At 71.7% G+C, this 26,902-nt stretch carries 28 protein-coding genes; 16 read left to right on the forward strand and 12 right to left on the reverse strand.

Annotated features, from left to right (window positions below; all coding sequences use genetic code 11):
• Nucleotides 1-136: 136 nt before the first annotated feature.
• Nucleotides 137-883, reverse strand: coding sequence for an SDR family oxidoreductase (locus VFV89_RS02835; RefSeq protein WP_329704384.1), 747 nt, complete (start codon nt 881-883; stop codon nt 137-139).
• 133 nt (nt 884-1,016) lie between these two features.
• Here VFV89_RS02835 and VFV89_RS02840 point away from each other — a divergent pair, with 133 nt between their 5' ends.
• Nucleotides 1,017-1,628: a hypothetical protein gene (locus VFV89_RS02840; RefSeq protein ID WP_329704385.1), complete on the forward strand. Its 612-nt coding sequence runs from the start codon at nt 1,017-1,019 to the stop codon at nt 1,626-1,628.
• Nucleotides 1,629-1,641: 13 nt separating this feature from the next.
• Here VFV89_RS02840 and VFV89_RS02845 read toward each other — a convergent pair whose 3' ends face one another.
• Both VFV89_RS02845 and VFV89_RS02850 read right to left on the reverse strand, forming a co-directional pair.
• Complete coding sequence (locus tag VFV89_RS02845) at nt 1,642-2,799, reverse strand: sulfotransferase (protein WP_329704386.1); 1,158 nt, start codon at nt 2,797-2,799, stop codon at nt 1,642-1,644.
• Nucleotides 2,800-2,915: 116 nt separating this feature from the next.
• Complete coding sequence (locus tag VFV89_RS02850) at nt 2,916-3,749, reverse strand: SDR family oxidoreductase (protein ID WP_329704387.1); 834 nt, start codon at nt 3,747-3,749, stop codon at nt 2,916-2,918.
• Nucleotides 3,750-3,823: 74 nt separating this feature from the next.
• On the opposite strand from VFV89_RS02850, the gene VFV89_RS02855 reads away from it, so the two are divergent.
• Complete coding sequence (locus tag VFV89_RS02855; RefSeq protein ID WP_329704388.1) at nt 3,824-4,414, forward strand: GNAT family N-acetyltransferase; 591 nt, start codon at nt 3,824-3,826, stop codon at nt 4,412-4,414.
• Here VFV89_RS02855 and VFV89_RS02860 read toward each other — a convergent pair.
• The 3 genes from VFV89_RS02860 to VFV89_RS02870 all read right to left on the reverse strand — a co-directional run bounded on the left by VFV89_RS02860 (nt 4,407) and on the right by VFV89_RS02870 (nt 7,633).
• A complete protein-coding gene (locus tag VFV89_RS02860; RefSeq protein WP_329704389.1) occupies nt 4,407-5,552 on the reverse strand; it encodes a hypothetical protein in 1,146 nt (381 codons plus the stop codon). The two genes, VFV89_RS02855 and VFV89_RS02860, sit on opposite strands and share 8 nt — an antisense overlap.
• 385 nt (nt 5,553-5,937) lie before the next feature.
• Complete coding sequence (locus VFV89_RS02865) at nt 5,938-6,822, reverse strand: TIGR03619 family F420-dependent LLM class oxidoreductase (protein ID WP_329704390.1); 885 nt, start codon at nt 6,820-6,822, stop codon at nt 5,938-5,940.
• Nucleotides 6,823-6,862: 40 nt separating this feature from the next.
• A complete protein-coding gene (locus tag VFV89_RS02870) occupies nt 6,863-7,633 on the reverse strand; it encodes an alpha/beta hydrolase family protein (protein ID WP_329704391.1) in 771 nt (256 codons plus the stop codon).
• Nucleotides 7,634-7,723: 90 nt separating this feature from the next.
• Between VFV89_RS02870 and VFV89_RS02875 the strand changes: the two genes are divergently transcribed.
• From VFV89_RS02875 to VFV89_RS02885, 3 genes are read left to right on the forward strand one after another with little or no spacing between them, the layout of a single operon-like run.
• Nucleotides 7,724-8,245, forward strand: coding sequence for a CGNR zinc finger domain-containing protein (locus tag VFV89_RS02875; protein ID WP_329704392.1), 522 nt, complete (start codon nt 7,724-7,726; stop codon nt 8,243-8,245).
• A gap of 44 nt (nt 8,246-8,289) precedes the next feature.
• Nucleotides 8,290-8,745 (forward strand): hypothetical protein, encoded by a 456-nt coding sequence (locus VFV89_RS02880; protein ID WP_329704393.1) that lies wholly within the window; start codon nt 8,290-8,292, stop codon nt 8,743-8,745.
• 38 nt (nt 8,746-8,783) lie between these two features.
• Nucleotides 8,784-9,209 carry a nuclear transport factor 2 family protein gene (locus VFV89_RS02885; protein WP_329704394.1) on the forward strand — a complete coding sequence of 142 codons (426 nt, stop codon included), beginning with the start codon at nt 8,784-8,786 and terminating at the stop codon, nt 9,207-9,209.
• A gap of 3 nt (nt 9,210-9,212) precedes the next feature.
• Here the strand turns inward: VFV89_RS02885 and VFV89_RS02890 are convergent, their stop codons facing one another.
• Nucleotides 9,213-9,725, reverse strand: a complete 513-nt coding sequence (locus tag VFV89_RS02890; RefSeq protein ID WP_329704395.1) for a hypothetical protein — start codon at nt 9,723-9,725, stop codon at nt 9,213-9,215.
• A 156-nt stretch (nt 9,726-9,881) separates the two neighbouring features.
• On the opposite strand from VFV89_RS02890, the gene VFV89_RS02895 reads away from it, so the two are divergent.
• On the forward strand, nt 9,882-10,427 hold the full coding sequence (locus VFV89_RS02895; RefSeq protein ID WP_329704396.1) for a hypothetical protein: 546 nt from the start codon (nt 9,882-9,884) through the stop codon (nt 10,425-10,427).
• 187 nt (nt 10,428-10,614) lie between these two features.
• On the opposite strand, the gene VFV89_RS02900 is transcribed toward VFV89_RS02895, so the two are convergent.
• Both VFV89_RS02900 and VFV89_RS02905 read right to left on the reverse strand, forming a co-directional pair.
• On the reverse strand, nt 10,615-11,460 hold the full coding sequence (locus VFV89_RS02900; protein ID WP_329704397.1) for an aldo/keto reductase: 846 nt from the start codon (nt 11,458-11,460) through the stop codon (nt 10,615-10,617).
• 46 nt (nt 11,461-11,506) lie between these two features.
• A complete protein-coding gene (locus VFV89_RS02905) occupies nt 11,507-11,896 on the reverse strand; it encodes a hypothetical protein (protein ID WP_329704398.1) in 390 nt (129 codons plus the stop codon).
• A gap of 87 nt (nt 11,897-11,983) precedes the next feature.
• Between VFV89_RS02905 and VFV89_RS02910 the strand changes: the two genes are divergently transcribed.
• The 3 genes from VFV89_RS02910 to VFV89_RS02920 all read left to right on the forward strand — a co-directional run bounded on the left by VFV89_RS02910 (nt 11,984) and on the right by VFV89_RS02920 (nt 14,755).
• A complete protein-coding gene (locus VFV89_RS02910) occupies nt 11,984-12,439 on the forward strand; it encodes an NUDIX hydrolase (protein ID WP_329704399.1) in 456 nt (151 codons plus the stop codon).
• Nucleotides 12,436-13,341, forward strand: a complete 906-nt coding sequence (locus VFV89_RS02915) for a sulfotransferase domain-containing protein (protein ID WP_329704400.1) — start codon at nt 12,436-12,438, stop codon at nt 13,339-13,341. The genes VFV89_RS02910 and VFV89_RS02915 overlap by 4 nt, the downstream gene beginning before the upstream one ends.
• An 82-nt stretch (nt 13,342-13,423) precedes the next feature.
• Nucleotides 13,424-14,755, forward strand: a complete 1,332-nt coding sequence (locus tag VFV89_RS02920; RefSeq protein ID WP_329704401.1) for a CapA family protein — start codon at nt 13,424-13,426, stop codon at nt 14,753-14,755.
• Nucleotides 14,756-14,823: 68 nt separating this feature from the next.
• Here VFV89_RS02920 and VFV89_RS02925 read toward each other — a convergent pair whose 3' ends face one another.
• Nucleotides 14,824-15,846, reverse strand: coding sequence for a M28 family metallopeptidase (locus tag VFV89_RS02925; protein ID WP_329704402.1), 1,023 nt, complete (start codon nt 15,844-15,846; stop codon nt 14,824-14,826).
• 175 nt (nt 15,847-16,021) lie between these two features.
• Between VFV89_RS02925 and dnaK the strand changes: the two genes are divergently transcribed.
• The 6 genes from dnaK (at nt 16,022) to VFV89_RS02955 (ending at nt 23,977) form a co-directional block, all read left to right on the forward strand.
• On the forward strand, nt 16,022-17,914 hold the full coding sequence (dnaK, locus tag VFV89_RS02930) for a molecular chaperone DnaK (protein WP_329704403.1): 1,893 nt from the start codon (nt 16,022-16,024) through the stop codon (nt 17,912-17,914).
• Entirely contained in the window at nt 17,911-18,597 is a 687-nt protein-coding gene (gene grpE, locus VFV89_RS02935) for a nucleotide exchange factor GrpE (protein WP_329704404.1), read from the forward strand. The genes dnaK and grpE overlap by 4 nt, the downstream gene beginning before the upstream one ends.
• A gap of 18 nt (nt 18,598-18,615) precedes the next feature.
• Nucleotides 18,616-19,800 (forward strand): molecular chaperone DnaJ, encoded by a 1,185-nt coding sequence (gene dnaJ / locus VFV89_RS02940; protein ID WP_329704405.1) that lies wholly within the window; start codon nt 18,616-18,618, stop codon nt 19,798-19,800.
• Nucleotides 19,797-20,228, forward strand: a complete 432-nt coding sequence (locus tag VFV89_RS02945; RefSeq protein ID WP_329704406.1) for a heat shock protein transcriptional repressor HspR — start codon at nt 19,797-19,799, stop codon at nt 20,226-20,228. Before dnaJ ends, VFV89_RS02945 begins: the two co-directional genes overlap by 4 nt.
• Nucleotides 20,229-20,349: 121 nt before the next feature.
• Nucleotides 20,350-22,938: an ATP-dependent chaperone ClpB gene (clpB, locus tag VFV89_RS02950; RefSeq protein WP_329704407.1), complete on the forward strand. Its 2,589-nt coding sequence runs from the start codon at nt 20,350-20,352 to the stop codon at nt 22,936-22,938.
• A 58-nt stretch (nt 22,939-22,996) separates the two neighbouring features.
• Complete coding sequence (locus tag VFV89_RS02955; protein ID WP_329704408.1) at nt 22,997-23,977, forward strand: hypothetical protein; 981 nt, start codon at nt 22,997-22,999, stop codon at nt 23,975-23,977.
• 206 nt (nt 23,978-24,183) lie between these two features.
• On the opposite strand, the gene VFV89_RS02960 is transcribed toward VFV89_RS02955, so the two are convergent.
• Nucleotides 24,184-25,353, reverse strand: coding sequence for a pyridoxal phosphate-dependent aminotransferase (locus VFV89_RS02960; RefSeq protein WP_329704409.1), 1,170 nt, complete (start codon nt 25,351-25,353; stop codon nt 24,184-24,186).
• A 119-nt stretch (nt 25,354-25,472) separates the two neighbouring features.
• On the opposite strand from VFV89_RS02960, the gene pyrE reads away from it, so the two are divergent.
• Nucleotides 25,473-26,018, forward strand: coding sequence for an orotate phosphoribosyltransferase (pyrE, locus tag VFV89_RS02965; protein ID WP_329704410.1), 546 nt, complete (start codon nt 25,473-25,475; stop codon nt 26,016-26,018).
• Between the two features lie 54 nt (nt 26,019-26,072).
• On the opposite strand, the gene VFV89_RS02970 is transcribed toward pyrE, so the two are convergent.
• Nucleotides 26,073-26,828, reverse strand: coding sequence for a DedA family protein (locus tag VFV89_RS02970; RefSeq protein WP_329704418.1), 756 nt, complete (start codon nt 26,826-26,828; stop codon nt 26,073-26,075).
• Nucleotides 26,829-26,902 lie beyond the last annotated feature (74 nt).

Below are 26,902 nucleotides of genomic sequence, written 5' to 3' on the forward strand. Positions count from 1 at the left end.
GTCGCGAGCGTCACCAGTCGGGTGCGATGGCAAGGCGGCGGAGCGACGACGTGCTTGGCCGCCCATCGAGCGACGCCAACGCCGCCAGCGTGCCCGAATGGTGGCGCGCAGCAGGCGGGAATCGGTGGATCCAGGCTCAGCGCCTGGCGGGCTGCCTCGCGAGCCAGGTCTCCCAGTCGATCCCCCGGAGCAGGGCGTCGCGGCCGGGCAGCATCGACCCGCCCGCCATGCTGGCGGGCGCCTCGCCCGGCTCGACCCTGACCACGGCGCCGACGTGGTCGGCGTACCGGCGGACGAGGTCGACGAGCCGCTCCTCCCGCGGACCGGCCAGGTCGGTGTCCCTGTCGAGGGCGCCGGTGGCCAGGTCCACGAGCACCCGGGCGACCTCCGCGGTGTCGACGGGCTGGGTCGGGACGTCCATGATCCGGGCGACCCCTGCGCGGGTGTTCCACTCGAGCATCTGGCGTGCGAACTCGTGGAACTGCGTGGCCCGCAGCACCAGCGCGCCCGCGGCCGCCGCTCGGGTCGCCCTCTCCTGGGCGAGCTTGGCGCGGTAGTAGCCGTAGTCCTGGCTCTCGTCGATGCCGACGATCGACAGGACGACGCCGCGGCGCACGCCGGCGGCGGTCGCTGCTCGCCCGAGGTTCGTGGCGACGGTCGTGAAGAATGACGTGGCCTCGGCCTCGTCGATCGACGGGTACGACGTCACCTCCACGACGGCGTCCGCGCCGGTCAGTGCGGACTCCAGCCCCGTGGTGTCCGGGTCGGTGAGGTCGAACCCGGTGCGCCGGGCGATCTCGACCACCTCATGGCCCTCCTCCCGGGCCAGCGAGACGACCTGGGCGCCGACCAGCCCGGTGGCGCCGGCGACGGCGATGCGCATGGTGCCCTCCTTGTGCGGATATCTGTTGTCCCGGTCAGTTCCTGGCCAGTCAACTACCCCGCCGGGGACGCGTGGCGCGCTGGCCGGGCGAGGCGGGTGACGGCAGGCGCCGGGCCGTTCTACCGTCTGCGCCATGTCAACGCCACGCTCCGTCAAGATCGTCGCGCTTCTCGCGGCGTGCGCAGTCCTCCTCACGCTCGGCGGCGTCGCCGATGCTGCCGGCCGCAAGATCGGCAAGAACCTCGTCGTCACCAAGAGCATCAAGAACGGCGCCGTGACCGGTCCGAAGGTGAAGGACGGCTCGCTCACCGCGGCCGACCTCGCACCCGGGACCATTCCGGTCGTCCCGGCTCCGACGAACGGCAAGGCGGCCGTCTTCGCGACCATGGGGACGTTCAACGCGAACGCCGATGGCAGCGCGGCGTTCATGCCCTTCGGTGAGCACACCTCCGGTGTCTTCCCTGTCGTGGCGCCGGTCGACCTGACCGTCGCCGACTTCCACGTGGTGACCGACCTCCAGGCGGCGGGCGAGTCGATGCAGTTCTATCTCGTCACCGCACCGACGCTCGACCCCATCTTCACGCCGGTGCTGCAGTGCACGGTGGTCTCCGGGGCCACCGGCTGCTCGAGCACCCAGCAGGGCACCATCCCGGCCGGCAACATGTTCTGGGGGATCGCCCGCAACGGCCCGACCGGACCGAGCACGGACTTCGCCACCATCAGCTACACGATGAGGGTGAGGTAGTCGGGAGGCCGGGTCACCGGTCGAACGCCTCGCGCACCTGGCGCTCGGTGAGGCCGTAGGTCTCGAGTGAGTAGTCGTGCCTCGGGGCGGCCGGCCCCGACCTCGACTCCTCGTCGACCCCGCGCATCGCCGCCTCGACCTCCGGAGTCCAGTCCAGCGACCACCGGTCGTAGAGCGAGCGCGCGACGCCCAGCGGGTCGGCGCGCAGGTCGGAGAAGGCGACGTCGGCGAACTGGTCCTGGTCGTAGGCCGGCCGCGCGTCCTGGAAGGCGTGGAAGGCGTGCGACCACAGGTCGAGCTGAGTGCGGCCGATGGTCTCGCCGACGTACGTCGTCGAGTGCCCGGCTGTGGTCTCGGCCGACAGGGAGCACGAGGACGCGATGCAGACCACCGGGTCGCGGTGGGTGTAGGCCACCAGCGCGTCGGGGTAGACGGCCATCAGCGCGTCGAGCGCGGTCAGGTGCGAGGGGTTCTTCAGCACCCACCGCTTGTCCTGGTCGTGGAGGCCGATCAGCTGGAGGTTCTGCCGGTGCCGCGCGTAGGCGTCGGTCCAGTCCTGCTCCCGCAGCCAGGCGGAGTAGCGCGGCACGTTCGCCAGGGACCCGTACGAGCTCGACTTCCCGGTCTGACGCAGCAGCCGCCAGCACTCCTCGACCGAGGTCGCGTCCATGTAGTGGATCCCCATGTAGTCCGGCGACGCCACGTGGTGGGCCTCGAACGCCTTCTGCATCATCGCGAACACCGGGTCGTCCTCCCACGTCTCGCGCGGCGGCCGCGGCTGCGGGAACTGGGTGAGCCACAGCTCGAGCCCCTGCGCCCGCGGATCGGCGTGCAGCAGCCGGTGCAGTGCCGTCGTGCCGGTTCGGGGCAGGCCCATGACGAAGACCGGCCGCTCGATGGGCACCGCGGCGTGCTCGGGGTGCCGGGCGAACGCCGCCTGCGTGAGCAGCCGCCCGACCAGCGCCGACTTCACCTCCGAGCGCTGGAAGTAGTTGCCGCGCGGGGTCAGCCCGGCCTCCGGTGAGGCGAGGTCGTCGACCAGGAGCCGCAGCCCCTCCTCGTGCGCCGTACCGCCGATGTCCGTCACCCCGGTGGTCCGCTCGGCCGCCGCGACGATGTCCTCATAGCTCCCGACGTTCGCCCGCTCGCGGGTCATCACGTTGTCGCTCACAGCCCGACCCGGCCCCGCTGGTCGAGCATGTCGAGACCTCCGCAGCCTGCGCCGGGAGCCGACCCTGCGGTCATCTCGACAGGCTCGATGTGCGGTGGTGGCACCAGATCCATGACTCAGGCGTGGAACTCGCCGCAGTCGACGGTCAGCATCTGCCCGGTCACCGCCGAGGCCAGGTCGGAGGCGAGGAACAGCGCGGCGCGCGCGACTTCCTCCGGCGACGCGAGCCGCTTGAGGTCGGTGGGTGCTGCCTTCTGGACGTAGACGTCATCGGGGGTGGTGCCGGCCTCGGCGGCGATCCACTCGAAGTAGGCCTTGTTGACGTCCTCGTAGATGTAGGACGGCGCGACCGAGTTGACCCGGATCCCGCGCGGCCCGAGCTCGGTGGCCAGCGACGACGCCAGGTGCTCGAGCGCGCCCTTGGAGAGCTTGTAGCCGGCGTACTCGGGCTGCGAGCTGAACACCACGCAGGAGTTCAGCATGATGATCGACCCCTTCGACGCCGCGAGTGCATCGGCGAAGAGCGTGGAGAGCCGCAGCGGCGCGAAGACGTTGGTCTCGTTGGCCGCCCGCAGCGCCTCGAGAGGGATCGTGGTCAGCGGGTCCATCGGCGGGATGCCGAAGGCGTTGTTGATGAGGCAGTCGACGCGGCCGAGCTCCTCGAGCGTCCGGTCGACCAGGGCCCGGACCTGGGTCTCGTCGGTGATGTCGGTCGGGACCACCAGCGCCCTGCGACCGTGCGCCTCGACCACCTCGGCCATCTTGCGCAGCCGGCGCTCGGTGCGGCTGACGAGCACCAGGTCCGCACCCATCCGGGCCGCCTCGGTGCCCAGCGCGCGGCCGAGACCGGGCCCGACGCCGGAGAGGACCACCACCTTGTCCTGGAGCAGCGGCACCGGGCGGTAGCGCTCCTCGATCGAGGTGTCGTGGTGGGTCGATGTGGTGGCCACAGCCGCCAAGACTAGAACGTGTTCCAGTTCTCGTACAGACGCGGATCGTCCGGAATGCGCCGTACGGTGACGGCATGGCCGAGCACACGATCAAGGCCCTGAGGCCGGAGACCTGGCCGGACTTCGAGGCGCTGGTCGAGCGCACCGGTGGGCTGTTCAGCGGTTGCTGGTGCGTCCACTTCCACCACGGAGTTCCCGACGGCCGAGGCGAGGACGAGTCGAACCGCGACTTCAAGAAGCGGATGGTCGACGCGGGCATCGCCCACGCCGCGCTGGTCTACGACGGCCCCGACGCGGTCGCGTGGGCGGAGTACGGCACGCCCGAGGAGCTGCCGAACATCCACCACCGCAAGCAGTACGACGCCGAGACCGTCACCCCGCCCGACTACCGGATCACCTGCATCAACGTCACCAGGAGCCACCGCAAGCAGGGCTTCGGCCGGCTGGCCCTCCTCGGCGCGGTCGACCTGATCGCCCAGGACGGCGGGGGCGTGGTCGAGGGATACCCGCACGACATGGCCACCCGGGACCCGGCCAAGAAGATGAGCGACTCGTTCCTCTACAACCTCACTCGCAAGACCTACGAGGACGCCGGCTTCACCTACGTCCGCCCCAAGGGCCAGCAGAACTGCGTGATGTCCAAGGTCGTCGAGCCCGCTAGCTGATCATCCGTCGCGCGACCGACCGCTGCCGGGCGGCGATGCGGGCGGCGTACTCGTCCGCGGAGATGGGCGCGTGGTGCGGCAACAGATCCCGTACGTCGGCGACGGGCACCTTCTCGACGCGAGGCCCGTCCTCGGGGCCGAGGTCACGCTCCAGCCGCTGCCACCGCAGCATCAGCGCGCCGGTGCGGTGGCCGGTGGTCTCGAGCCAGTTCGCGATCCCTGGGTTCTGCTCGGAGACGACGAACCGCATCAGCCCGTCGGGGTCGGTCAGCGCCTGCGCCTTGGTCAGCGAGGTCTGGTGGGTCTCGTAGTCGGTGGACGCATACCAGTCCGAACCGACCTGGATCCCCTGGTAGGCGCAGTCGTCGCAGCGCGGCACCGTGATGACCAGCGCCTCGTCGTCGTCGAGCTCGTAGTGGCCGATCGACGAGCGCTGGGAGGCGAGCCCGCCGGGCGTGGACTGCGGAGCGGTGAGGGTGTTGACCGGCTCCTGGTACTGGAAGAAGTGCGGGAAGGCGAACCACGTGCGGATCGACCCGACCAGCGAGCGGGCTGCGACGTCGTACTTCTTCGCCAGCCGGTCGCGACTCAGCGGCGAGGCCGGCTTCCCCAGCGTGTCCGGGCGCTCGATGGTGAGAGTGCCACGCTCCTCGATGTCCCAGTCGTTGAAGACCTCGCGGACGATCATGGTCTTCGCGCCGGGCTCGGCGACGTAGGAGAACTCGAAGGTCCCGTCGTCCTTGACGTCGAGCTCCCGGTCGTCGAAGGCCATCAGGCTCGCGGCGGCGGCGTCGGCGGAGTAGTGCCCGCCCATCACCTGGAACGACAGGTCGGAGGTGGTGCCGCGGCGGCCGCGTACGACGTACTCGACGCCCTCGCGGAGGAAGGCGTTGAGGTAGATCGCGTCCGGGTTGTCCAGACCCTGCCGCGAGAACTGGTGGGTCGGGTTCACGAACAGGGGGTGGTCGAGGTCGTAGTCGAAGGCCGTCTGCATCGCCATCCGGATCCGGCCTGCGAGGTAGTCGTAGCCCTCGAGGCGGTCCTGCTCGGTCCTGATGAACGGCGCGTTGGAGATCAGCTCCTCGGCCTCTTCGATCGCCTGCCTGAGGGGTGCCGTCAGGTCCCACGTCTCAGTCATCGAAGCGGCCCCGCAGGATGCACTCGGGGGCGGCGCACCGCTGGTCGAGCCTGTCGAGACCGCCGCAGCGAAGGCAGCCGGGCGAGTCCCAGCATCGGCTGCGGACATCTCGACAAGCTCGATGAGCGATGGTCAGCTCGGGCGCGCAGGGGCTGGCCCGCCGCTGGTCGAGCCTGTCGAGACCCCCGCAGCGAAGGCAGCCGGGCGAGTCCCCGCATCGGCTGCGGACATCTCGACAAGCTCGATGAGCGGTGGTCAGGTCGGGCGCGCTGGGGCTGGCCCGCCGCTGGTCGAGCCTGTCGAGACCCCCGAAGCGTGCGCTGGGAGCCGACCGCGCCGACATCTCGACAGGCTCGATGGGCGGTGGTCCGGTCCAGGTCCCGGGTCACCGGTTCACCTTGGCGATGATGTTCTCGGCGTACTGCTCGAGGTGCTTGACCTTGGTCTCCAGGGGCTCGGTGTCGGGGCCCTTGATGTAGGGCATCCGGAAGCCGACGATGCAGTCGGTCACGCCCCGGTCCTCGAGCCGCCTGACGCCGTCGACGTCGTAGGCGTCGTAGGAGATCACGTGCACCTCGAAGTCGTCGCGGGTGTCGCCCTCCTGCTTGCGGATCTCCGCGAGCCGGGTGAGCAGCCGGTCGAGCTCCTCGCCGTCGCCACCGGCGTGCATCCAGCCGTCGCCCCTGCGGACCGCGCGGCGCAGGGCGGCGTCGGCGTGGCCGCCGACCAGCAGCGGGATCGGCTCGGTCGGCGCCGGGCACTGCTTGAGCGGGTCGATGTCGTAGAAGTCGCCGTGGAAGCCGAAGAAGTCACCCTCGGGGGAGGTCAGCCCGCGCAGGATGTCCATGCACTCGTCCATCCGTTTGCCGCGCTGGTCCCAGGGGACGCCGAGGGCGGCGAAGTCCTCCGGCCACGGCGAGATGCCGACGCCGAGGCCGAGCCGGTTGCCGGAGAGGAACGCCAGCGACGAGGCCTGCTTGGCCACGAGGACGGGTGGGCGCACCGGCAGCTTGAGCACGAACGGCGTGAGCCGCAGCGTCGTCGTCACCGCGAACAGGTGCGCGCACAGCACCATCGTCTCGATGAACTCCTTGCCTTCCAGGAACTCCCGGTCCCCGGTGTCGGTGTAGGGGTACTTCGAGTCGGACTCCTGCGGGTAGATGAGGCTGTCGGCCACCGTCATGCTCGTGTAGCCGGCGGCCTCCGCGGCCCGCGCCAGGGGTGCGTAGAACGTCGCCTGCGTCATCGCCTCGGCGTAGGTGAACCGCATGGCGCCAGACTAGAACGTGTTTCAGTTCTGGTCCACGGGGTCAGGTGACCCTCAGTGCTTCGACGAGGAACGCCGCGAGGTCCGGGACGGCGCGGTCGTCGAGCATGTGCTCGGCGTCGGCGTACTCGATGCTGCGCGCCTTCGGGTTGGCGGCCTCGTACGCCGCCCGCGCCGCGGGGGTCACGAAGGTGTCCTTGCCCGCCCACTGGAACAGCATCCGGTCCCCGAGCCGCTCGGCCAGCCCGCCCACCGCGTCCACGGGCTGCAGTCCGGCGAACCGCGCGGCGTACTCCGCGCGCGTCGGGCCCTCGAGCTTGAGCCAGTACGTCGCGAACCAGCTGCCCCAGGAGTCGTCGGGGGCCTGCAGCGCGAGCGCCGAGATGCGCTGGTCGCGGTCGGCGAGCAGGGCGGCGTACATCGCGCCGTAGTCGTGGCCGACCAGCGCGACCCGGCCCGGGTCCAGCCCCGGCTGCGCGCACAGATGGTCGAGGGCGACGGCGTGCGCGGCGACCTGGTCGCGCACTCGCTGGACGTCGGCGGCGGTGCCGTCCGGATCCGGGACCCACGGGAAGTGTCCCGCCGGTAGCAGCGAGACGACACCGCGCGATGCGAGCTCGACCGCGAGCGGCAGGAACTCGCCGCGGTCGTTGTGTCGGTGCCCGAGCCAGTGCAGCCACAGGACGCCGGACCGCGGCCGCCCGTCGTGGTCGTCGTCCGCCACCAGCCAGGCTCGGGCAATGTCCTGACCCGGTACACGGAGCGGGACGTCGACCACGCGAACGTGACGGGCGGCCGCGGGTGTCGCACTCACGGCACCGAGTCTGACGTCAGTAGCATGTGGCGTCAAGCAACTGACGACTGACGCGAGTGCCGCCGGGAGCGACTGTCGGGAGGAGGGACCGTGAGCGACGAACCGCTGTCCGACCTCGGCCTCGCCGTACTCCTCCTCAACTCCGTCGACCTGCTCGAGGACCCGGCCGACCGGATGGCCTCGGACCCGGTGTGGTGGCGGCGGGCACTCGGCCGGCACGGGCACGCCGACCTCGCCAGGACCCAGCGCAACGCCGACCTGCCGATGCTCCACGCGTTGCGCGCGACCATCCGGACCGTCTTCGAGTGCGACGACGCCGAGGACGCCCGCCGCGTCCTCAACCTGGCGCTCCTCTACGCCGACGCCGTCGTCCAGGTGGAGCCCGACGGGCTGGCGGTCAGCGGCGGGCTGCGCGGCCGACTCCTCTTCGCGGTCGCCGAGCACGTGGCGACCCACGGCGTGGCCCGGCTCGGCATCTGCGCCAGCGACCCCTGCCGCTGTGCGTACGTCGACACGACCAGGGCCGGCACCCGTCGCTACTGCTGCACGCTGTGCAACGACCGCGCCGCGGCGCGCGCCTACCGGCGACGGAAGGGCGAGACCGGATCGTGACCCGCCGCGCGCAACTCCTGGGGCCGGCCGGACGTCCTCAGGGCGTGCCCCGACGACTCCCCCTCCTCGCCCTTCTCGTCTCCGTGCTCGTCTCCCTCCTCGTCTCCGTCCTCGTATCGCTGCCGGCCGCCGTCGCGTCCGCGACGCCCGAGCCCGTGCTGGGCTCGCCGGGTCACCTCGCGCCGGCGGCGAAGGGGTTCGGCAAGGCCCATCCGCGGCACTTCTTCAACGGCGGGGACCCCTCGGGCGAGGTGGCGAAGATCGAGTGGCGGCACTGGGGCGCGCCGACCGCGAAGGGCCGCGGGGTGACCTGGCTGCTGAGGCCCGAGGGTGGCTACTACGCCCGCCCCGGGAAGATCGTGCTTCGCGCCGAGGCGCTCGGCACCTGTCCCGACGGCACCGCGGCGTACACGCGCCTGGAGTTCCGCGTCGCCCACCGTCCTGGCGGCCCGGTGGGGAAGCACTGGCGGTTGTGGTCGGGTGACGGGGACATCTGCTGATCCAGAACGCGCCCCACCCCCGTGGCAGAGTTCCCGCCGTGGACCTGCAGGAGCTGAGCGACCGTGCCGAGATCACCGACGTCCTGGTGCGCTACACGCGCGCCATCGACACCGGCGAGTGGGACCGGCTCGACACGGTCTTCACCCCTGACGCGCAGGTCGACTACACCGAGTCTGGCGGGATCGCCGGTGGCTTCGCCGAGGTCAAGGAGTGGCTGGCCGAGGTGCTGCCGGCGTTCTTCCCCCAGCGGATGCACACCCTCGGTCAGGTTGAGATCCGGCTGGCTGGCGAGACCGCCGAGGTGGCGGCGTACTTCCACAACCCGATGCCCGTGGACGACGGCCAGGGCGGCACCAGGCTGGTCGAGCTCGGCGGGATCTACCACCACTCGATGACTCGTACGCCGGACGGCTGGCGCAGCCGGAGGCTGCGTGAGGAGGTCGTCTGGAAGCAGAACCTCTGACGGCTACGCGGGCCTGACCGGCAGCTCGCCGACGTCGGCGAACAGCTGGCCGTAGAGCATCGCGACCGCCATGTCCGTGCGGAGCAGCGGCGTCCAGTGCTCGGCCGCCTTCGCGTAGTCGTCGTGGGTGTGGCCGAGCGCCGCCACCACGCGGTCCACCAGTGCCGTGTCGTCGTTGGCCCAGCCGATCGCCCTGGCCGCGACGGCGTAGGCGACCAACGGCATGCCGACCGCGGCGAGCCGCGGGTCGTCGCTCGCGAACCCGGCCTCCGGGTAGACCGTCTCCATCGCCAGCTGCTGTACGTGCTGCATCTCGGCCTGGTCGGCCGGGCTCGGCGTCGCCCCACCCGGCGGCAGCGGGTGGGCGGTTGCGGAGGCGGTGATCGCGGCCAGGTCGTCGGGCGTGAAACCGAGGCCGCTGGCCGTCAGCTCGGTCTTGTACTGCGCCACCCACGCCGCGGCCTGCGCCATGATCGCCTGCATCGCACGGCCCATGGCCATCGGGTCCTGGGGCATGGCGGGACGCTACCGGCCGGGTGTCGCCGTGGGCAGCGCTCTCCGGACCGGACTCGCCGCGACCGGACCCCACGGGGTGTTTGGAGGGCGGAGCAACGTGCCGGAGAATGGCAGCGTCTGTACCCCGACCGCTCCCTCCATGGAAGGACCCTTGCCTTGAGCGAGGACGAAGGCCACCCGATCATCGCCGGGCTCGCGGCCCTGATCGGCGTCGGCGTGGTGGTCGGGCTCCTGGTCAGCGGCGGAGCGCTCGCGGCCAGCTCGATGCTGGGGCTCGGCGGCGGGGACGACGGCGGTACGGCGTCCAGCCAGCAGTCGATGTACCTGCCCAAGCCGTCCGACACCGAGTCCGCGTCCGGGCCGCAGATCACGCTGGCCCCGGGGGAGGAGACGCCCTCGGAGACCCCGACGACGACCGCGCCGCCGGAGTTCCCGATCTCGCTGTCCGCCGCCACGACCGAGGCCGGCCCGATGGAGGAGATCTACCTGACCGGTGTCTACCCGGGCGGCGAGGGTGCCGTGGTCCAGGTGCAGCGGTTCGAGAACGGCAAGTGGGACGACTTCGCGACCGTCGACGCCGTGGTGAGCGGCGAGACGTTCTCGACCTACGTCCAGACCGCCCACCTCGGGGTCAACAGGTTCCGGGTGCGTGACACCGACAGCCAAGCCGTGTCCAACGAGGTCCGAGTGAAGGTTCGCTGACCGGCCGGAGGAACGAGGGCTCGGTCGGCGAACCCAGCGAGTAGGTCGAGCCTGCCGAGACCACCGCAGCCGGCGATGACGCCGAACCACGGCCCCGAGGCGATGCGACAGACCCCACCCATCGCTGCCGAGTCTCGACAAGCTCGACCAGCGGCGGTTCCGTCTCGGCCGGCTCTGGCCGCTCTGCTCAGCGCGGGATGTAGTCGAAGGTGTCCGGGTTCGGTCCGCGGCGGCCGGCCTCACCGTGGTCGAGGGCGCTGATCGCGGCGACGTCGTCCGGGGTCAGCTCGAAGTCGAAGATCGCGAAGTTCTCCTCCATGCGCTCGCGGTGCGTGGTCTTGGGGAAGACGATGTCGCCGCGCTCGACGTGCCACCGGAGCGTGACCTGCGAAGGCGTCCGGCCGTGCGCGGCGGCGATCTTGCCGATCACGTCGTCGTCCAGCACCGCGCCCTGGGCGATCGGGGACCAGGCCTCCACGAGCGCTCCGTGCCGATGGGTCGCCTGGCGTGCGGCCTCGTTGGTCAGGTAGGGGTGCACCTCGATCTGGTTGACGGCCGGCGCGACACCGGTCTCGCCCACGATCCGGTCGAGGTGGTCGGGCTGGAAGTTCGAGACCCCGATCGTGCGGGCGCGCCCGTCCTCGACGAACTCGACCAGCGTGCGCCAGGTCGAGACGTAGTCGCCGTCGTACCGCGTCGGCAGCGGCCAGTGGATGAGGAACAGGTCGATCTGCTCGATCCCCAGCTTGGCGAGCGTCTCGTCGAAGGCGCGCCGTGCATCGTCGGGCCGGTGGTAGCCGTTGTTGAGCTTGCTGGTGATCCAGAGCTCCTTGCGCGGGATGCCGGAGGCCTTGACCGCCTCGCCGACCTCCTGCTCGTTCTGGTACATCTGCGCGGTGTCGATGTGCCGGTAGCCGACCTCCAGCGCCTGTGTCACCACGTCGGCGGTCCGGTCCGGCGGCACCTGGAAGACACCGAAGCCCAGCTGCGGGATCGCGGTCCGGTTGTTCAGGGTCAGCGTCGGGACTGTCATGTCTGTGGGTAACCGGGCTGCGCGGGAAACATTCCGGACCCTGTGGTCAGACCAGTGCGGCGGACGCGTCGGCCAGGGCGCGCGCCGTGGTGTGGGCGGCCTCGCCGACCGGCCCCGGGTACAGCTCTCCCACCGAGGCGAGCAGCCCGGCCAGCGCGGCGAGCAGGTCGGGGAGCGAGGCGTCCGCCGCGGCCTCGTCGATCCGCGCGAACCGCTCCGCGGGGACCTGGTCGCCCAGCGCCGGCCGGATGGCCGCCGCGGTGTCGCGGACGACGTCGGGCGGGCTGCCCTGTGCCACCCGAGCGACCAGCTCGGCGGCGGCGAAGGCCACCATCGCGGCGCCGGGGTCGTCGAGCATCACCGCGGCGCCCTGGAGCCCCTCGGCTCCGGTGGCGGCCGCGCTCATCGCGTCGCGGAAGGCTGGGGACTCGGTCACGCGGACAGCATGGCGTACCGCCGCCGACCGCCGGGAGGCGCGCGGGCCTCCTGCGGCCCGTCCCGCGACCGTGCGAGGCTGACCGGCGTGGACGGACGGCCGCTGCACCACACCGAGTACGACTCCCGGCTGGCGGCCTACGCCGTCGTGGTCGACGACCAGGACCGGCTCCTGCTGGCCCTCTGGAACGAGCTGGCCGAGCCGCTGTGGACCCTGCCGGGTGGTGGGGTCGAGCTCGACGAGACGATCGAGGAAGGCGTGGTCCGCGAGGTGCGCGAGGAGACCGGGTACGACGTTGAGCCCGGCCGGGTCCTGGGCGTGGACACCGTCGTCGTGTCGCCGGAGGAGCGCACGGTCGACCGGGACCGGTGGTTCCGGGGGATCCGGGTCGTCTACGGGGCGACGATCCTGGGTGGCCACCTGCGCAACGAGGTGGACGGCACGACCGACGAGGCGCGATGGATCCCGCTGAGCGAGGTGCCCGGCCTCGCGCGGACCGATCTCGTCGACATCGGCCTGGGGCTGCGGGCCGGCGCGCGATGACCCGGCGCTACGTGTCGGACGAGGAGGACAGCGACCGCTGGAACCGCTTCCCGTTCCGGGAAGGCGACGTCGTGGTCAGCACCCGGTCCAAGAGCGGCACGACCTGGGTCCAGCAGATCTGCCTCCTGCTCCTCCACGGCACCCCCGACCTGCCCGCGCCGTTGGGCGAGCTCTCACCCTGGGTGGACTGGCTCACCATCCCCGAGGACGACCTGTTCGCCCGGCTCGAGGCGCAGCCGGGACGCCGTGTCGTGAAGACCCACACTCCGCTCGACGGCGTGGTGATCGATCCTCGGGCGACCTACATCGTCGTGGTGCGCGACCCGCTGGACATGGCCGTGTCGCTCTACCACCAGGGCGACAACCTCGACCGCGAGCGGATCGCCGAGCTGACCGGGCGGCCGTACGCCGGCCCGGTCACCCGGCCGCCGGTCGACGAGTGGCTGCGCGTCTGGACCCAGCGGGAGACCGACCCGATGGTGTCGATGGACTCACTGCAGGGGGTGGTGCACCACGCCGCCGACGCCGCCGACCGGCGCGACGACCGGCGCGTGCTGCTGCTGCGCTACGAGGACCTGGTCGCGGACCTGGCCGGCTGGATGGGCCGGCTGGCCGAGAAGCTGGGCGTCGACGTGGACCCGGAGGTGTGGCCGGCGCTCGTGGAGTCCGCGGGCTTCGGCTCGATGCGCGCCGACGCGGCTGCCCGGGCGCCGGACCGGCGGGGCGTGCTGAAGGATCCGGCCGCGTTCTTCCGCCGCGGTCGGCCCGGGGAGGGCCGTGAGGTGCTCTCGCGCTCCGACGTCGCGGCGTACGAGGAGCGGGTGCGGCGGCTGGTGGACGCGGAGTCGCCGTCCGAGCCCGCCGAGGTGCTGCGGCTGCTCGGGGTCCCTCCGGCTCCCTAGGACGTGTGCCAGGTCAGCGGTGTGGTCGAGGGCCGCGCCGCGGGGGGTTCCACATGACCCGGCCAGGAGTGAGCATCGGCGTGTGGACCGGTGTCGGGCGCTCCTGGTCGCCCTCGCGGCGGGGCTGGCGCTGACCGCCTGCTCCGACCCCGCGGACCCGGTGTCCCGCATGCCGCAGACCGCGTCCCCGAGCCCGCCGGTGACGACCGGTCAGTCGGCGTCGCCGGCACCGCCGTCGACGTCGCCATCGGCCGCCGTGGCTGCGGACGACCCGTTGGTGGTCGTCACGCACGCGACGCGTCCCCGGCTCCGGCTCACCTCCGCCGAGGCGGCCGACCTCGTCGCCCGGCGCGGCTCGGGCGGAGTGGTCGGCTCGGTGCGGGCGGTGGAGCGGCACCCGGGCGCGATCGGCGTCGTAGGTCTCAGCGAGGTCGGTCCCACGGTCACCGCGGCGCTGGTGGGCGGCGTCGACCCGGTGCGTGACCACGACGGCGCGACGACGCTGGTGGTGACCGGAGACGCGATGCTCACCCGCGGGGTTCCCGACCCGGCCGCGGCGCTCGGCCCGATGCGGGCGTTCCTGCGCTCCGCTGACCTGACTGTCGGCAACCTGGAGAGCACTCTCTCGACCGACGGCCGGCCACAGCAGGGCGGCGACTCGTTCGGCGGCAGCCCGGCGCTGGTGCCGGTGCTCGAGGACGCGGGGTACGACGCGCTGTCGCTGGCCAACAACCACACCGGCGACTTCGGCGAGCAGGCCCTGCTGCAGACGGTGCGGTCGCTCGAGCGCAGCGCGGTCCGGCCGTTCGGTGCCGGCGCCGACCTCGCCGAGGCGGCCCGGCCGGCGATCCTGCGGGCCGGGGGCACGTCGTTCGCCTTCCTCGGCTTCAACGCGATCGGCGAGACACCGATGGCCGGGCCGGACACATCTGGTGCCCTGGCGGTCCGGATGCCACCGCGCACCGGCCCACTGGTGGAGGCCGACCTGGCCCGGGTGGCCGCGGCGATCCGGGCCGCGCACCACAGCGCCGACGTCGTGGTGGTCATGCCGCACTGGGGCACGCAGTACACCCACGTCCCCGACACCGTCGAGCGCGTCGTCGCCCGGCGGCTGGTCTCGGCCGGCGCCGACCTCGTGGTCGGCGGCCATCCGCACTGGGTGCAGGGGGTCGACATGGTCGACGGGGTGCCGGTGCTGCACTCGCTCGGCAACTTCCTCTTCGACATGGACTTCTCGGCCGAGACGATGGAGGGGGTCGTCCTCCGGGCGACGTACTGGGGGAGCGAGCTCAAGGCACTCCAGCTGCTGCCCTACCGGATGGACCAGCGCACCTTCGCGCCTCGCCGGGTCCCCGGCCGCGACATCCTCGACGGCGTCTGGTCGACCAGCACCGGGCCCTTCGCGGCGGGATAGTCCCAGACCTTCCCAACGCGTTGCCCGCGGGAGCGGTGTTGGAAAGGTCTGCCACTATCCCGCCGGCACTATCCGGTCAGCCAGGCGACCACCAGCTGCGCGGTGCGCCGGAGCTGGGCGGGGTCGACAACCTCGGGGACGTCGGCGGCGGAGTGGTAGGCGGCATAGGGCGTGCTGCCGAGGCGGGCTCCGGGCAGACCAGCCGCCACGAACGACCAGTGGTCGCTGGAGCGCTCGCCGGGCTCGAAGGTGGTGGGTACGCCGATCCGCCGACCTTCTCGTACAAGACCGTCCGCTACGGGATCGTCCCGTAGGAGACCATCTCGTGCGGCACCGATGGGCACGACCCGGCCGACGCCGACCCGGTCCAGCGCCACCATGCCGCGCAGCGTCCGCCGCTGCTGCGCGTCCAGCCCGGCGACGTAGGCCCTCGAGCCGTAGTGATGGTCGGCGTCTGTAGGACCGCGCGGCTCCTCGGAGCCGAAGGCGACGAGCACCACGGGGAGCCGGGTCCGATGGCCGGCCAGCGCCTCGGCCGTCGACAGCAGCACGCCGATGCCCGAGGCGTTGTCCTCGGCGCCGGGGGCCTGCGGCACGGTGTCGAGGTGGGCGCCCACGAGGAGCCACGGCCTCCCGGACCGGACGTCTCCACGGGTCGCGACCAGGTTGACCGACGGTCCGGCCGGGACCGGCACGCCCCACGAGACGCCGGCCGGCGTGTGGAACCGTTGCCGGTCGACCCGCCAGCCGAGCTCGGTCAGCCGGCGTTCGACCCACGCCGCGGCCCGGAAGTACGCCGGCGAGGTCGCCGGCCGCGGCCCGATGCGCCCCGCGAGATGGTGGACGGCGTTCATCGCGGTGCCGGCCCGGACGTCAGCGGCGTTCGCGGGGGGCGCGGGCGCCGCGGGAGCATCCGACGGGACCGAGGTCGACGGCGGGGTCGACGGCGGGGTTGACGGCGGGGTCGACGGCGGGGTCGACGGCGGGGCGGCCGACGGCGGGTCGAGCCGCTGGATCGGCTCCGGCTCCGCGCCGGTGCACCCGGCGAGCAGGACGGCCCCCGCGACCGCGGCTGCGACGGAGCCCCTCACCCCTCGACGCTAGCCCCGGGCCGCCGGCCCGGCGGGGATGAAGCCGCGGAAAATTGATCCCCGGGTTCGGGAACACCAGGGCAACCGAGTAGCGTTGAGGCCAGTGAGCAAAGTTGAGCCGAATGGACTCAACCCTTTCTCGACCAGCATCCCCGGAACGAAAGAGGCAACAACCATGGCACGAGCGGTCGGCATCGACCTCGGCACGACCAACAGCGTCGTCGCCGTCCTCGAGGGTGGCGAACCCACCGTCATCGCGAACGCCGAAGGCGCCCGGACCACTCCCTCGGTCGTCGCCTTCGCGAAGAACGGCGAAGTGCTGGTCGGCGAGGTGGCCAAGCGCCAGGCCGTGACCAACGTGGACCGGACGATCCGTTCGGTGAAGCGGCACATGGGCACGGACTGGAAGGTCACCATCGACGACAAGACCTTCACCCCCCAGCAGATCAGCGCCTTCGTCCTGCAGAAGCTCAAGCGGGACGCGGAGGCCTACCTCGGCGAGACCGTGACCGACGCGGTGATCACCGTGCCGGCGTACTTCTCCGACGCGCAGCGCCAGGCCACCAAGGAGGCCGGTGAGATCGCGGGCCTCAACGTCCAGCGGATCGTCAACGAGCCGACCGCCGCCGCACTGGCCTACGGCCTCGACAAGGGCGACGGCGACCAGACCATCCTGGTCTTCGACCTCGGTGGCGGCACCTTCGACGTCTCCCTCCTCGAGGTGGGCAAGGACGACGACGGCTTCGCCACGATCGAGGTCAAGGCGACGTCCGGTGACAACCACCTCGGTGGTGACGACTGGGACGCGCGGATCGTCGACTGGATGGTCAAGAAGTTCAAGGACAACAACGGCGTCGACCTGTCCCAGGACAAGATCGCCAAGCAGCGGCTCCAGGAGTCCGCGGAGAAGGCGAAGATCGAGCTGTCCGCGTCCAGTGAGACCACGGTGCACCTGCCCTACATCACCCACGGTGAGTCCGGCCCGCTGCACTTCGAGGAGAAGCTGACCCGCTCGGAGTTCCAGAAGATGACCTCCGACCTGCTCGACCGCACCCGTGAGCCGTTCAAGGCCGTCCTCAAGGACGGCGGCGTCGCGGTCGGCGACATCGACCACGTGGTCCTCGTCGGCGGGTCGACCCGCATGCCCGCGGTGACCGACCTGGTCAAGGAGCTGCTCAGCGGCAAGGAGCCCAACAAGGGCGTCAACCCCGACGAGGTCGTCGCGGTCGGTGCCGCGCTCCAGGCCGGCGTGCTCAAGGGCGAGGTCAAGGACGTGCTCCTGCTCGACGTGACCCCGCTGTCGCTGGGCATCGAGACCAAGGGCGGCGTGATGACCACCCTGATCGAGCGCAACACCACCATCCCGGCGAAGCGGTCGGAGATCTTCACCACCGCCGACGACAACCAGCCGTCGGTCGAGATCAAGGTGGCGCAGGGCGAGCGGCCGATGTGGTCGCAGAACCAGCCGCTCGGCAACTTCGAGCTGACCGGCCTCCCGCCGGCGCCGCGCGGGGTGCCCAAGATCGAGGTCACCTTCGACATCGACGCCAACGGCATCGTCCAGGTCCACGCCAAGGACCAGGCGTCCGGCAAGGAGCAGTCGATGACGATCACCGGTGGCTCGGCGCTGGGCAAGGACGAGATCGACCGGATGGTCAAGGAGGCGGAGCAGTACGCCGCCGAGGACGCCCAGCGGCGCGAGAGCGTCGAGGCCCGCAACCAGGCCGACCAGCTCGTCTACACGACCGAGAAGTTCCTGGCCGACAACGCCGAGAAGATCCCCGAGGACGTCAAGACCGAGGTCCAGGCCGACGTCGACGCCCTCAAGGCGACCCTCGAGAACGCCGAGGCGAGCGTCGAGGAGATCAACTCCGGTGTGACCAAGCTGGGTGAGTCGAGCCAGAAGATGGGCGCGGCGATGTACGCCGCGGCCGAGGCCGACTCCGCCGCGGCCGGCGGCAGCACCGGCGCGACCGGTGAGGCCGACGACGACGTCGTCGACGCCGAGATCGTCGACGAGCCCGGCGAGGAGTCCGGCGACGAGGGCGACGACAAGGCGGCCTCGTGACCGAGGCGTCGCGCCACGATCGGTTCGCCGAGGGGGAGGAGCCCGTCGCCTCGACGGGCTCCTTCCCCGAAGCCGCCGCGGAGATGGCCAACGAGACCGAGGTCGAGGAGGAGCGCGCCCGCCCGGCCGCGGACGTGGCCCAGCTGGAGCAGCAGCTGGCCGAGCGGACCGCCGACCTGCAGCGGCTGCAGGCCGAGTACGTCAACTACAAGCGCCGGGTCGACCGCGATCGCGAGCTCGTGAAGCAGAACGCGACCTACGCCGCGCTCGCCCCGATCACCGAGGTGATCGACACCATCGACCGGGCCCGCGAGCACGGTGAGGTGGAGGGCGGGTTCAAGGCGGTCGCCGACCAGCTCGAGCGGATTCTCGCCGGCGTCGGCCTGGTGAAGTTCGGGGCGGTCGGCGACCCGTTCGACCCGACCATCCACGAGGCGCTCAGCCACATCGGTGAGGACCCCGACGTCTCGGTGACCACCTGCAAGGTGATCGCCAAGGCCGGCTACCGGATCGGCGACCGCGTCGTCCGAGCCGCCCAGGTCCTCGTCGTCGACCCGGTCGCCGACACCGGGGCCGCGCGCGACGGCGCGCCGGCCGAGCCGAGCGAGGTGGCCGAGCCCACCGAGCCCGCCGAGCCCACCGAGGCCAGGGCAGCAGACGGCGTACAGGACAACCACGACTAACAGGAGGGAGGTGCGCGCATGGCCACCACGGAGGGCTTCCGGGCCGACTGGGCCCAGAAGGACTTCTACGCCGAGCTCGGCGTGAAGAAGGACGCGACCAACGCCGAGATCAAGAAGGCCTACCGCAAGCTCGCGCGCGCCAACCACCCCGACTCCAACCCGGGCGACACCGCCAAGCACGAGAAGTTCAAGGCGGTGGCCGAGGCCTACGACGTCGTCGGCGACCCGGAGAAGCGCAAGAAGTACGACGAGATGCGCGAGCTCTACGGATCTGGCGGGTTCGGTGGGGGCTTCGGCGGCGGCGGGGGCGGCGGCGGCACCTTCAACCTCGACGACCTGCTCCGCGACCGCGGCGGCGCCGGTGGGGTCGGCGGCCTCGGGGACGTCTTCGGTGACCTGTTCGGGGGGTTCGGCCGCGGCCGCACCCAGACCGCGCGACCGCAGAAGGGCGCGGACGCCGAGACCACAGCGACGATCAGCTTCACCGACGCCATCGACGGCGTCACGATCTCGCTGCGGTTGACCTCCGACGCCCCCTGCCCCGACTGCAATGGCACCGGCGGCAAGCCGGGCACCAAGCCGCACATCTGCCCCGAGTGTGAGGGCGCCGGCTTCATCGTCAGCACCGTCGGCGGAGCGTTCTCGCTCAACGAGACCTGCCCCAGGTGCGGTGGCCGGCAGCTGATCTACGACGAGCCGTGCCCGACCTGCCACGGCAGCGGTCACGGCCTGTCCGCACGCAGCATCCAGGCTCGCATCCCGGCCGGGGTGAAGGACGGCCAGCGGATCCGGCTCAAGGGCAAGGGCTCGCCCGGCGTCAACGGCGGCCCGGCCGGCGACCTCTACGTCACGGTCAAGGTGACGCCACACCGGCTGTTCGGGCGGCGTGGCGACAACCTCACCCTCGACGTGCCGATCTCCTTCGACGAGGCAGCGCTCGGCGCCGACATCAAGATCCCGACCCTGGGCGGCGCGCCGGTCACTGTGAAGGTGCCCGCCGGCACGCCCAATGGCCGGACCTTCCGGGTCCGCGGCAAGGGCTCACGCAAGAAGGACGGCACCCGGGGCGACCTGCTCGCGACCGTCCAGGTGCACGTCCCCGCCACGCTCAACCCGGCCGCTCGCGAGGCGGTGCAGGCCTACCGAGCGTCGGGCAACGAGCCGTCGCTGCGCGCCAACCTGTTCAGCGAGGCCGGGTCGTGAGCGCGTCGGACCGGTTCTTCGGAGCGCCCGGACCCGACGCCGCCGTGTTCGTGATCTCGGTGGCAGCCGAGCTGACCGGCCTGCACCCGCAGACGTTGCGCACCTACGAGCGGATGGGGCTGATCACCCCGGGCCGGACCGGGGGTGGCGGCCGGCGCTACTCCCCGCGCGACATCGACCTGCTCCGCGAGATCTCCGAGCTCACCTCGGCCGGGATCGGCATCGAGGGCGTGCGCCGGATCCTCGAGCTGGAGAACCGCGTCGCCGCGCTGGCAGCCCGCAACGAGGAGCTGCAGGCCGAGCTCGCGGCGACCCGCGAGGCGCTCCGCGAGGCGCTCGCCGGCCGGCCGCGGCAGCCGGGCAAGCTGCCCGCCGTACGCCAGCCCCAGGCCGCCCAGTCCCTGGTCGTCTGGCGACGCGGCCGTTGATTCCGGACTTCTGCCGGTCGAGTCGTGAGTTTCGACCGGCGGAAGTCCGGACTCGACCGGCGCAAGTCCGGATTCGACCGGCGGAAGTCCCGAATCAACGGGAAGAAAGGAACCCACCCTGATGAGCCAGTTCGGCGCCGAGAAGTTCACCACCCGCAGCCGCGGTGCGATCGAGGCTGCCCAGCTCGCCGCCACCACGGCGGGCAACACCGCCACCGAGCCGATCCACCTGCTGGTGGCGCTCCTCCGCGACGGCGAGGGCACCGCCGGCACGCTGGTCACCAAGGCCGGCGTGGACCCGCGCACCCTGCTCGCCCAGGCCGAGTCGATGATGAACGCGCTGCCCCGCGCCAGCGGTACGACGGTGCAGCAGCCGGGCGCCTCCGCGGCGCTGACCAGGGTGCTCGCCGGCGCGCTCGACCTCGCGTCGTCGATGAAGGACGACTACGTCGCCTCCGAGCACCTCCTCATCTCGCTCGCCGGCGTCGAGAGCTCGGCGCAGAAGCTCCTCGCCGACGCCGGCCTCACCGAGAAGGGGCTCCGCGAGCAGCTGACCGCGGTCCGTGGCAACCGCCGCGTGACCAGCCAGGACGCCGAGTCGACCTACGAGGCGCTCGAGAAGTACAGCGTCGACCTGACCAGGGCGGCCGAGGAGGGCAAGCTCGACCCGGTCATCGGCCGCGACGCCGAGATCCGGCGGGTGATCCAGGTCCTCTCCCGGCGTACCAAGAACAACCCGGTGCTCATCGGTGAGCCCGGCGTCGGCAAGACCGCCGTCGTCGAGGGGCTCGCCCAGCGCGTGGTGGCCGGCGACGTCCCCGACTCGCTCAAGGGCCGGCGGGTGCTGAGCCTCGACCTGGCCGCGATGGTGGCCGGCGCGAAGTATCGCGGCGAGTTCGAGGAGCGGCTCAAGGCCGTGCTCGAGGAGATCAAGGACTCCGGTGGCCAGGTCATCACCTTCATCGACGAGCTGCACACGGTGGTCGGCGCCGGCGCCGGTGGCGACTCCGCGATGGACGCCGGCAACATGCTCAAGCCGATGCTGGCCCGCGGTGAGCTGCACATGATCGGCGCGACCACGCTCGACGAGTACCGCGAGCGGATCGAGAAGGACCCCGCGCTCGAGCGCCGCTTCCAGCAGGTGTTCGTGGGTGAGCCGACGGTCGAGGACACCATCCAGATCCTGCGCGGCATCCAGGAGAAGTACGAAGCCCACCACGGCGTCCGGATCACCGACGCCGCCCTCGTCGCGGCAGCGACCCTGTCCGACCGCTACATCACCGGCCGCCAGCTGCCGGACAAGGCGATCGACCTCATCGACGAGGCTGCGTCGCGGCTGCGGATGGAGATCGAGTCCTCGCCCGAGGAGATCGACCAGCTCCGCCGCCAGGTCGACCGGCTCAAGATGGAGGAGTTCGCGCTCGAGAAGGAGTCCGACGAGGCCTCCAGGGAGCGGCTCGAGGCCCTGCGCAAGGACCTCGCTGATCACGAGGAGGAGCTGCGCGCTCTCGAGGCGCGGTGGGAGCGCGAGAAGACCTCGCTCGAGGGCGAGGGTGAGCTGCGCCGCCAGCTCGACCAGCTGCGCACCGAGGCCGACCGACTGACCCGTGAGGGTGACCTGGCCGCTGCCAGCGAGATCCTCTACGGCCGGATCCCGGCGCTGGAGGAGCAGATCGCGAAGGTCGAGGAGACCGAGGCCTCCGATATCGAGCCGCTGGTCGGCGAGGAGGTCGGGGCCGAGCAGGTCGCCGATGTCGTCGAGGCGTGGACCGGCATCCCCACCGGCCGGCTGCTCGAGGGCGAGACCGCCAAGCTGCTCCGGATGGAGGAGGTCATCGGCGAGCGGCTGATCGGCCAGAAGGACGCGGTGCGAGCGGTCAGCGACGCCGTACGCCGCTCGCGGGCGGGCATCAGCGACCCCAACCGGCCGACCGGGTCCTTCCTGTTCCTCGGGCCGACCGGCACCGGCAAGACCGAGCTCGCCAAGGCGCTGGCCGACTTCCTCTTCGACGACGAGCGGGCGATCGTCCGCATCGACATGAGCGAGTACTCCGAGAAGCACTCGGTGGCCCGCCTGGTCGGTGCGCCGCCCGGCTACGTCGGCTACGACGAGGGCGGTCAGCTCACCGAGGCGGTGCGCCGGCGCCCCTACGGCGTGGTGCTGCTCGACGAGGTCGAGAAGGCGCATCCCGAGGTCTTCGACATCCTGCTGCAGGTGCTCGACGACGGCCGGCTGACCGACGGTCAGGGCCGCACCGTCGACTTCCGCAACACGCTGCTGATCCTGACCAGCAACCTCGGCTCGGCGTTCCTCATCGACCCGACGCTGGACCCCGAGAAGAAGAAGGAGTCGGTCCTCGCGACGGTGCGCGCGTCGTTCAAGCCGGAGTTCCTCAACCGGCTCGACGAGATCGTCGTCTTCGACGCGTTGAGGCCGGAGGAGCTGACCCGGATCGTCGACCTGCAGCTCGCGCTGCTCGAGAAGCGGCTCGCCGCACGCCGGATCACCATCGAGGTCACCGACCCCGCCAAGCAGTGGCTGGCCGAGACCGGCTACGACCCGGCGTACGGCGCCCGGCCGCTGCGCCGGCTGATCCAGTCCGCGATCGGCGACCCGCTGTCGAAGCTGCTGATCGGCGGGGAGGTCTCCGACGGCGGATCGGTCGTGGTCGACCGGGGCGACGACGGGCTGGTGCTGCGGGTCGGCTGATCCGCGTTCGGACGGCCCGTCGCGACCACTGCGCCGGGCCGACCAGCACACTGGAGCCATGGAGCAGGCGAAGCCGGCGCGACCGCCCCAGGTCACTGTGGCGGGATGGATGGTCGTCGCCGGCTCGGTGCTCGTCGTGCTCTCGGCCCTCGATCAGGGCGCGGGGCTGCATTCGCTCGACACTCGCGAGGCCGTCCAGAAGTTCCTCGCCGACCCGCCCGGCGACCAGCTCGGCCTGAGCCTCCAGGGCGGCCTCATGGCGTTCCGGGTGCTGCTCACCGTCGCAGCTGTGACCGCCGCGGCTTCGGCGATCCTCGGCTACTACGCCCTCCAGCGCTCCAAGGCCGCCCGGATGGCGTTGACCGTGCTCGCGGTGCCACTGCTGCTGACCGGCTTCTCCTTCCAGAGCGGCGGGGTGTTCCCGGCGATGGTCGCCGCTGCGGTGGTGATGATGTGGTTCCAGCCCGGGCGGGACTGGTTCAACGGCATCACCCGCCCGGCCACGCCGGCGGCGCCGGCACCGCCTCCCACGCCACCTGAGCCGGCACCTGTCGACCGGGATCGGCTGCTCGCGCTGCCGCCGCCGACCCGGCCGCCGCTGCACCCCACGCCGTACGCCGGGCACGCGGCCGCCGCCCGGGCGACCCGCCCGGCCTCGATCACCTGGGCCTGCGTGATCACCTGGACCTCGACGGTCACCGTCTTCGTGGTGTTCGCGCTGACCCTGGTGCAGTTCCTGGCGACCCCGGAGGTCTACGTCGATGAGTTCCATCGCCAGAACCCCGAGCTCTCGATCAGCGACTCGGACCTGAAGACCCTGCTCTTGGTGCTCTCGATCGTGTTCATGGTCTGGTCGGCGCTGGCGGCCGGGCTCGCCGTCCTGGTGTGGCGCCGGGTCGCCTGGGCCGCCGTCGCGCTGGGTGTCTCGGCGGCACTGGCCTGCCTGACCCTGGTCCCGATCGTGGCGTCGGTGGCCACCGGGATCCTGCTGCTGCGCCCCGAGGCCCGCGCATGGATGCGCGGCCGGGACGCCGGCTGAGCCGCGAGACGGTGGCTGAGGTGTGAGGCCCCAGCGCCGAGACGGTGGCTGAGGTGTGAGGCGCCCAGCGCCGAGACGGTGGCTGAGGTGCGAGGCGCCCAGCGCCGAGCCTCGAAGCCTGGTGAGCCGGTGCTGGGACCCGGCCGGGGTGGCTGCCAATGGCCGTGAACGGCCTCGCACCTCAGCCACCGTGTGCGGGCGGAGGCTCAGGCGTGCAGGTCCGCGGCGGTCAGCCGGGCGACGCCGTCGGCGATCACCTCACGGGTCTTGCAGAACGCGAACCGCACCAGGTCCCGACCGCCCGCCGGGTCGGTCTGGTCGTCGTAGAAGACCTGCTCGGGGATCGCGACCACGCCGGCCCGCTCGGGGAGGGCCAGGCAGAAGGCCATCCCGTCCGGCCAGCCGAGCTCGTGCACCGATGCGGTGGCGAAGTAGGTGCCCTGTGGGACGTACGCCGTCAGGCCGGCGGCCCGGAGCCCGTCGACGAGCAGGTCGCGGCGCTCCTGGAGGTCCTTGGCCAGCGCGCGCGGGAAGTCCGGCTCCTCGTCCAGGGCGAGGGCCACCGCCGGCTGCAGCGGTGAGCCCGAGGTGAAGGTCATCCACTGCTTCGCGGCCAGCACCGCCCCGACCAGGTCGGCCGGCCCGGTGGCCCAGCCGACCTTCCAGCCCGTGAACGAGTAGGACTTGCCCGCGCTGGAGAGCGAGAGCGTGCGCTCGTACATCCCCGGCAGGGTCGCGATCGGCACGTGGTCGTCGCCAAAGGTGAGGTGCTCGTAGACCTCGTCGGTGATCACGACCAGGTCGCGCTCGACGGCGAGGTCCGCGACCGCCTGGAGCTCCTCGCGCGAGAGCACCGATCCGGTCGGGTTGTGCGGGCTGTTGAGGAGGACGAACCGGGTCCGCGGTGTCACCGCCGCCCGCAGCTCATCGACGTCGAGGCGGAAGTCGGGGGCGCGCAGGGTGACCGGACGACGTACGCCGCCCGCCATCTGGAGCATTGCGACGTAGGAGTCGTAGTAGGGCTCGAGCACGACCACCTCGTCGCCCGGGTCGACCAGCCCGAGCAGCGCCGCGGCGACGCCCTCGGTGCAGCCGGTGGTCACCACGACCTCCCGGTCCGGGTCGAGCTCGAGGCCGTAGTGCCGCTGCTGGTGGCGCGCGATGGCCTGACGCAGGGCGGGCACGCCGGGGCCGGGGGCGTACTGGTTGGCGCCGTGCTCGAGCGCCCGCACCGCCTCGGCGATCACCTCCGGCGGACCGTCCTCGTCCGGGAAGCCCTGCCCGAGGTTGACCGAGCCGGTCCGCACCGCCAGCGCCGACATCTCGGTGAAGATCGTCGGGGCGATGCCCTGGAGCCGCGTGGCGAGGCGAGTCACGCCCTCACCGTAGGCCGCCCCCGGGTGGCGGTGGGAGTGCACCCGTTGTCCACGGGGAAGGGGGTTGCCAGGGCACCGCCACTCAGGGCCGACCGCCCCGGATGTTGTTGGATGAGGCCGTGACCGCCGATCCCAGCCTTGCCGCCGACATCGACGCCGCCTGCCGGCTCTCCGGGACGTTCACGCTCCGGTCTGGTCAGGTGTCTCACGAGTACTTCGACAAGTATCTCTTCGAGACCGAGCCGGCGCTGCTCGCTCGCGTCGCTGCGGCGATGGTCGAGCTGGTGCCGCCGGGCACCGAGCTGCTCGGAGGACTGGAGATGGGCGGGATCCCGATCGCCACCGTCCTCAGCAGCCAGACCTCGCTGCCGGCTCTGTTCGTGCGCAAGAAGGCCAAGGAGTACGGCACCTGCAAGCTGGCCGAGGGGCCGGACGTCGCGGGTCGCCGGGTCACGCTGGTCGAGGACGTCATCACCACCGGGGGTGCGGTCCGGGACGCGACGAACGCCCTGCGCGAGGCGGGCGCCACGGTCGAGGTGGTGGTCTGCGCGATCGACCGGAGCCCCGCGGGTGACAACCCGCTCGCCGACGTGGGCCTCGAGGTGCGGCCGGTGCTCACCAAGGCCGACCTGGACGCGGCACGGGCCGCCGTACGTCCGACCTGAGGTGTCCGGGGCCCAGCGGCCAGGCCGAGGCGCCTCGCGGCGGTAGCGGTGGTGCTAGGCCTCGCCGACCGCGGCCTCCTCGGCGGCGGTCGTCTCGCCGGCTTCCTCCGGGCCCTCGTGGTCCGGGGAAGGCTCCGCGTTGTGGCGGCGACGCCGGCGCAGCCACTCGATCGCGATCGGGATGGCGCTCAGGAGGAGGATCGCGAGGATCGCGTAGTCGATGTTGTCGCGGAGCCACGGCACCCGCCGGCCCAGGTTGTAGCCGAGCAGGGTGATGCTGAGCACCCACAGGAGCGCGCCCACGAGGCTCCAGGTGAGGAAGCGGCGCCGGTCCATCCGGGTGACGCCCGCGACGACGGTGATGTAGGTGCGGACGAACGGCACGAACCGGCCGATGACCAGCGCCTTGTTGCCGTGCTTCTCGAAGAAGGCGTGGGTGTTGTCGAAGTACTTCTTCTTGAGGATCCGGCCCTCGCGCCGGTAGAGCGGTGGCCCGATGGCCCGGCCTATCTCGTAGCCGACGACGTTGCCGAGCATGGCTGCGGCGACGAGCAGGGCCAGGGTGATCGTCAGCTCGACCAGCCGTGGCCCGGGGAAGTTGTCGATGCCGTGCTCCGGCGTCGCGATGAACACGCCGAGGGACAGCAGCAGCGTGTCGCCCGGGAGGAACGGGAAGAAGAGCCCGCACTCGACGAAGATCATGACCAGGCTGATCCAGAGGAACGCGGCGCCGAAACGGTCGAGCAGGTAGGCCGGATCCGTCCAGTCGATACCGAGGATGAGCGCATGCAGGTGGTCGGCCGCCAGCATGGTCACGCCCAAACGGTACCTGCCGCCCGGGTGAGCGACGTCGACGTCGGCGTCCGTCGGCGGTCGGTCGTACG

Source organism: Nocardioides sp. (assembly GCF_036274455.1).
GTDB lineage: Bacteria > Actinomycetota > Actinomycetes > Propionibacteriales > Nocardioidaceae > Nocardioides.